General features: G+C 58.0%; 7 protein-coding genes and 1 pseudogene. 7 read left to right on the forward strand and 1 reads right to left on the reverse strand.

Going from position 1 to position 6115, the window contains the following annotated elements; genetic code table 11:
- A pseudogene (locus tag IWX85_RS19810) lies at positions 1-286 on the forward strand (hypothetical protein); the annotation flags it as partial.
- A 234-nt stretch (positions 287-520) separates the two neighbouring features.
- Here the strand turns inward: IWX85_RS19810 and merR are convergent.
- Positions 521-955 carry an Hg(II)-responsive transcriptional regulator gene (merR, locus tag IWX85_RS19815; RefSeq protein ID WP_196870939.1) on the reverse strand — a complete coding sequence of 145 codons (435 nt, stop codon included), beginning with the start codon at positions 953-955 and terminating at the stop codon, positions 521-523.
- 71 nt (positions 956-1026) lie between these two features.
- Between merR and merT the strand changes: the two genes are divergently transcribed.
- Genes merT through IWX85_RS19845 form a run of 6 tightly spaced genes read left to right on the forward strand, consistent with a single transcriptional unit; the run spans position 1027 to position 5533 of the window.
- Complete coding sequence (merT, locus tag IWX85_RS19820; protein WP_196870940.1) at positions 1027-1377, forward strand: mercuric ion transporter MerT; 351 nt, start codon at positions 1027-1029, stop codon at positions 1375-1377.
- 13 nt (positions 1378-1390) lie between these two features.
- Entirely contained in the window at positions 1391-1666 is a 276-nt protein-coding gene (merP, locus tag IWX85_RS19825) for a mercury resistance system periplasmic binding protein MerP (protein ID WP_196870941.1), read from the forward strand.
- Positions 1667-1695: 29 nt separating this feature from the next.
- Positions 1696-2103, forward strand: a complete 408-nt coding sequence (merC, locus tag IWX85_RS19830; RefSeq protein WP_196870942.1) for an organomercurial transporter MerC — start codon at positions 1696-1698, stop codon at positions 2101-2103.
- Between the two features lie 50 nt (positions 2104-2153).
- Positions 2154-3839, forward strand: coding sequence for a mercury(II) reductase (merA, locus tag IWX85_RS19835; RefSeq protein WP_196870943.1), 1686 nt, complete (start codon positions 2154-2156; stop codon positions 3837-3839).
- Positions 3840-3854: 15 nt separating this feature from the next.
- Positions 3855-4133: a broad-spectrum mercury transporter MerE gene (gene merE / locus IWX85_RS19840; protein ID WP_196870944.1), complete on the forward strand. Its 279-nt coding sequence runs from the start codon at positions 3855-3857 to the stop codon at positions 4131-4133.
- 50 nt (positions 4134-4183) lie between these two features.
- Complete coding sequence (locus tag IWX85_RS19845) at positions 4184-5533, forward strand: NAD(P)/FAD-dependent oxidoreductase (RefSeq protein ID WP_196870945.1); 1350 nt, start codon at positions 4184-4186, stop codon at positions 5531-5533.
- Positions 5534-6115: the final 582 nt, after the last annotated feature.

Raw genomic sequence — 6115 nt, forward strand, 5'->3', positions numbered from 1 at the left:
CTGCCCCTACAATTTAAGCGCGCAACACTTCACGCTGCGCGACCGGTCACGATCGACCGGAATCGTCGGTCACGATCGCCGGAATACGCACATGGCCGAGATCGAAATCAACGTCATGGTGAGCCAGTGCCTGGATCGGCGCATCGACAGCATCGAGATGGTGCGAAGCGAGGTCGCCGCCTGGCAGAGCCGCCGCGACAACCTTCAGGCCAAAGTCAACTGGCAGTTCACGACCAAGGATGCCCGCACCAAGCTCAAAAGGCTTTACCCGACAACTACATCATGACGCGACACTAGTTTCGAGTATTCATGCGGGTTTGCGCCCGATGGGTTAGAAAAGTAAGTTGGTCAGGCGCAGGCGACAGAGAGCGAAGAATAGGGTCTTGAGTGCATCAGAGCGTTGAGTGACTGTTCATCGCAGGAAGCTGCCCCTCGGTTTGGTTTGTCTACGGCAGTCATTAATTGCCAAAAATGATTCGAAATCAACATTTAAAGTAAGTTAAGTTCAAACCATCATCGATTACGCCGAGCCTGCGGGGTGAAGTGCTTTCTCCGCTTGCAGCGACTCAATCAACGGACAGGAGACGTTGCCTTTCGTTGCATGGCAGGCAAACACCAAATCGGACAGCGCTGACGCCATACGTGCCAAGTCCGCTTGCTTTTCTCGAACATCCTTGAGCTTTTGCTCGGCCAGGCTGCTGGCTTCCTCACAGTGGGTCCCATCCTCCAGCCGCAGCAACTCAGCGATCTCGTCTAGGCTGAATCCAAGCCGCTGAGCGGACTTCACAAAGCGCACCCGCGTCACATCCGCCTTGCCATAACGGCGAATGCTGCCTTGTGGCTTGTCTGGCTCCGGCAACAAGCCCTTGCGCTGATAGAACCGAATGGTTTCCACATTGACCCCAGCCTCTCTCGCAAAGACGCCGATGGTCAGGTTTTCAAAATTATTTTCCATACCGCTTGACTCCGTACATGACTACGGAAGTAAGCTTACGCTACTCACAAAAGGATTCGAAAGAAAAGCGCATGTCCGAGCTACAAAATGGGCGCAGCGCCCTTGTCACCGGCGGGCTGGCCGCCATCCTTGCTTCTACCTGTTGCCTGGGGCCGTTGGTTCTTGTCGGCCTTGGCGTGAGCGGAGCCTGGATCGGTAATCTGACCGTGTTGGAGCCGTACCGGCCGATTTTCATCGGCGCGGCATTGGTCGCCCTTTTCTTCGCCTGGCGGCGCATCTTCCGCCCGGTGGAAGCGTGCAAACCGGGCGAGGTCTGCGCCATCCCCCGGGTGCGCCACACCTACAAACTCATCTTTGGGGTCGTGGTCGTGTTGGTTTTGATCGCGCTCGGATTTCCTTATGTCCTTCCCTTGTTCTATTAGCCCGGATCTCACCATGAAAAAACTGTTTGCCATCCTCGCGCTGGCTGCCATTTCCACCCCGATTTGGGCCGCCATGCAAACCGTCACGCTGTTGGTGCCCGGCATGACCTGTGCCGCCTGTCCGATCACCGTCAAGAAAGCGCTCTCCAAGGTTGAGGGCGTGAGCAAGACTAATGTGATGTTTGAATATCGCGAGGCTGTTGTCACTTTCGATGATGGCAAAACCAATATCCCGAAGCTGACCCAAGCGACCGAAAACGCGGGCTATCCGTCAAGTGTTAAACGCTGAGCCAACTAATCTCAAACTGGAGATACTCCATGCCCTTACTTGATTCAATCGGCAACAAAGCGGGCGGCTTCGGCAGTATCGTGTCTGCTATGGGTTGCGGCGCCTGCTTTCCTGCGCTCGCAAGCTTCGGGAGCGCCATTGGGCTGGGTTTTCTGAGCCAGTACGAAGGCTTGTTCATGACGGTACTACTGCCGCTTTTCGCTGGGCTGGCCCTTCTAACTAACGCGTTGGGCTGGCTTCGGCATCGCCAGTGGCATCGCAGTGTACTAGGCATGATCGGACCAACGATTGTGCTAATCGCCTCCTTCACGATGGCAGAAAAACTCCTCTACGTCGGCCTGGCCATGATGGTCAGCGTGTCAATCTGGGATTTCGTCTCGCCGGCAAATCGCCGCTGTGGACCAGACGGCTGCGCCCTACCCGCCAAACAAGGTTGACGGCATGGGCCGCCAACGCATCACAAACGAAACGGAAAAATGAAAGTCCTATGACCCAATTGAGCATTACCGGTATGACCTGCGATTCATGCGCGACACACGTGAAAGAAGCGCTGGAAAAAGTGCCGGGCGTGCGCTCGGCGGTTGTGTCCTACCCGCAGGGCACGGCGCAACTAGCCTTTGAACGGGGCACGCAATTAGATGCGCTCATGGCCGCCGTGGCTGGGCTCGGCTATCGGTCCACACTCACCGATGCGCCACCGACTGAAAAGCAGGCTGGCTTGCTCGACAAGGCACCGGGATGGTTGGGCGGCAAAGATAAATCCGGTAGCAGTGAAAATGCACTGCATATCGCCGTCATCGGCAGCGGCGGGGCCGCGATGGCAGCAGCGCTCAAAGCCACGGAACTTGGTGCGCGCGTCACGCTTATCGAGCGTGGCACTATCGGCGGCACTTGCGTCAATATCGGCTGCGTACCGTCGAAGATCATGATCCGCGCCGCCCACATTGCCCATCTGCGCCGCGAAAGTCCGTTCGATGATGGCATCAAAGCAACCGAGCCAACGATTGATCGCGCAAAACTACTGGCACAGCAGCAGGCGCGCGTCGATGAACTGCGGCACGCTAAGTATGAGGGAATCCTGCATAGCACTCCGACTATTTCCGTGCTGCATGGCGACGCCCGTTTCAATGACGACCACACCCTGATCGTTAGCCTGAATGAAGGCATCGAGCAAACGGTAGCGTTCGACCGGTGCCTGGTCGCTACCGGAGCCAGTCCAGCTGTGCCACCGATCGCTGGCCTAAAGGAGACACCGTATTGGACTTCAACCGAAGCGCTGGTGAGTGCTTCGATCCCGCCTCGGCTGGCGGTCATCGGATCTTCGGTAGTGGCCTTAGAGCTGGCGCAAGCATTCGCCAGGCTAGGCAGCAAGGTAACTATCCTGGCGCGCAACACGCTCTTTTCCCAGGAAGACCCGGCCATCGGCGAAGCAATCACAGCCGCTTTCCGCCTAGAGGGTATTGAGGTGCTGGAACATACGCAAGCCAGCCAGGTCGCCCATGTGAACGGTGAATTCATACTCACTATCGGCCAAGGTGAGCTGCGCGCCGACAAGCTGCTCGTTGCCACCGGTCGATCGCACAATACGAGTCACCTTTCGCTGGAGGCGGCAGGCGTCGCGGTCAACGCGCAAGGCGCAATCGTCGTAGACAAGGCCATGCGCACCAACAGCCCGCATATCTACGCCGCTGGCGACTGCACCGACCAGCCGCAATTCGTCTATGTCGCGGCGGCGGCCGGCACGCGCGCAGCAGTCAACATGACCGGCGGCGACGCCGCACTCAATCTGACCGCCATGCCAGCGGTGGTGTTCACCGACCCGCAAGTTGCCACCGTGGGCCTGTCCGAGGCTGAGGCGAAGCTCAAAGGCATCGAGACCGACAGCCGCACGCTGAGCCTCGACAACGTGCCTCGTGCTATGGCCAACTTTGACACCCGTGGCTTTATCAAACTGGTAGTGGACGTGGGTAGTGGGCGGCTCATTGGCGTGCAAGCGGTGACGCCAGAAGCCGGCGAGTTGATTCAAACAGCGGTAATGGCTATTCGGGCGCAGATGACCGTAAAAGAGCTGGCCGATACCTTATTTCCCTACCTGACTATGGTCGAAGGTTTAAAGCTGTGCGCTCAAACTTTCACCAAGGACGTGAAGCAGCTTTCCTGCTGCGCGGGATAACCAAGGAGTTGACTGATGGACGCCTACACAGTCTCGAAGCTGGCCAGTGAGGCCGGTGTCAGCGTTCATACCAGCGGCGTATCGCCGCCCATCCCAAGCTGGCGCGCATACACATGGGGTGTTCTGGCGGTGCTGACGTGCCCCTGCCATTTGCTACTACTCGCTGCAGTGCTCGCCGGCACGGGCGTCGGGGCTTTTGTCGGCGACCACTGGGGCGTTGCAGCCCTGGCACTGACTGGGCTGTTTCTCCTGTCAATGACCAGAGTGCTGCAGGTCTTCGGCAGAAGGGAATAAACCTGTCCCGGCCTGTAATTCAGGCCCAACCAAACATAGGAGAAAAGAAAATGACCCATCAATACGACCTCGTCGTCATCGGCACCGGAACCGGCGCCACGGGCGCAGCTTCCCGCTGCCGGGCGGCCGGATGGCGCGTCGCAGTCATCGACCATCTGCCTTTTGGTGGCACCTGCGCGTTGCGTGGCTGCGACCCGAAAAAGGTACTGGTCGGCGCAGTCGAAGCGATCGACCATGCCCGCCGCATGCAAGGGCATGGACTTTCTGGTGGAGAGCCGGCAATAGCATGGAGCGATCTCATGAGGTTCAAACGCAGCTTCACCGAGCCCGTGCCGGCGATGAAGGAGAAGAGCTTCGCGAAGAATGGCATCGACGCCTATCACGGACGCGCCAAATTCTGCGGCCCGCATTCGGTCGAGGTTGGCGGTGAGGTGCTCGAAGGCCGTTTCGTTCTGATCGCGGTTGGCTCAGTTCCGATGCACCTGGGCATCGCCGGCGAGGAACACGTCATCACCAGCACGGATTTCCTTGAGCTCGATCACTTGCCGAAGCGGATCGTCCTGCTCGGCGGTGGATTCATCGCCGCCGAGTTCGCCAACATCGCTGCGCAGGCCGGCGCGCAGGTGACGGTGCTTGAGCAGATGGATCGTATGCTCGCGCCGTTCGACCCGGACCTGGTCGGCTGGCTGATGGAGAAATTCATCGAAGTCGGAATCGACGTGCGGCTCCAGACGCGCGTGACCGCCATCGAGAGGAGCAGCGAGGGTCTGACCGTACGCGCGTCGTCGAACGGCAAGGATGAGCTGTTCAAGGCCGACCTCGTGGTGCATGCGGCCGGGCGCATGCCCGATCTGGAGCCGCTCGACCTCGCCAGTGCGGGCGTGACGACCGTGAAGGGACGCCTCAAGCTGAACGAGTTCTTGCAAAGCGTGTCCAACTCTGCCGTGTACGCAGTGGGTGACGCGGCCTCGAGCGGTCCGCCGCTGACACCGGTGTCTAGCCACGACGCGAAGGTCGCCGCAGCCAACATCCTCGAAGGCAATCATGCGATGCCCAACTATCTCGGCGTGCCGAGCGTCGCATTCACGACGCCGCCGATCGCCTCCGTGGGCATGAGCGAGCAGCAGGTACGCGACAGCGGGGTGAAATTCAGGATGCAAAGCGAGAAGGCATCAAGCTGGTTCACAGCGAAGCGCGTCGCTGAGACGACCTACGGGTTCAAGGTGATGGTCGATGAAAAAACCGACCGCATTCTGGGCGCGCATCTGATCGGGCCGCATTGCGACGAGGTGATCAACATCTTCGCTCTTGCGATCCGCAAGGGCTTGACTGCCGAAGATTTGAAGACGACGATGTTTGCTTACCCGACCGCCACCTCCGACATCGGCTACATGCTGTGAACATCGTAATTAAAGGAACGGAGACAGTGACGCTTGGGCAACCACAATGGAGACAACGATGCAATCAATGATGGACGGAATGATGGGTGGTGGAATGATGTGGGGAATGGGCCTCTTCGGGCTCCTGATCCTTATAGTGCTCATACTCTGCGCCGTAGCGTTGATTAAGTATTTGTTTTTCAATGACAAGCGAAAGTAAGCCGACTGCGAGGGCTTGAACAGCTGCTTTCTCTATTGTGGTACTTCCGCTGTCGCAGCTTATGCGTAGTGAAGGATTATGCGTAGCGCGACTTCTTCAAAGCTGGTTTCCAGTTGTGCGGGGTGGTAAGACAAGCCTGACTGCTACACATAATCACAGCGCTCGGAGAAATTACGAACTTGGCATCGAGGTGGGGTTGCAATCTCGCTATTGAGTTGTCACACCTAAGGAAACTCTGCATAAGTCCCTCGTCTGTGTGCTTGATGTAAGTCATTGAACCGGCTAGGGCGTGTTAACTCAAAATTGACAAGCCGAGGCGTTGCTGGAAAAATGTAGGAATGCAACTGACTCGTGAACAATTCGAACTGATCGCGCCGCTCTTG

Origin of the sequence: Polaromonas sp. CG_9.11 (assembly GCF_015752225.1) — a bacterium.
In the GTDB taxonomy this organism is placed as follows: Bacteria; Pseudomonadota; Gammaproteobacteria; order Burkholderiales; family Burkholderiaceae_C; genus Polaromonas.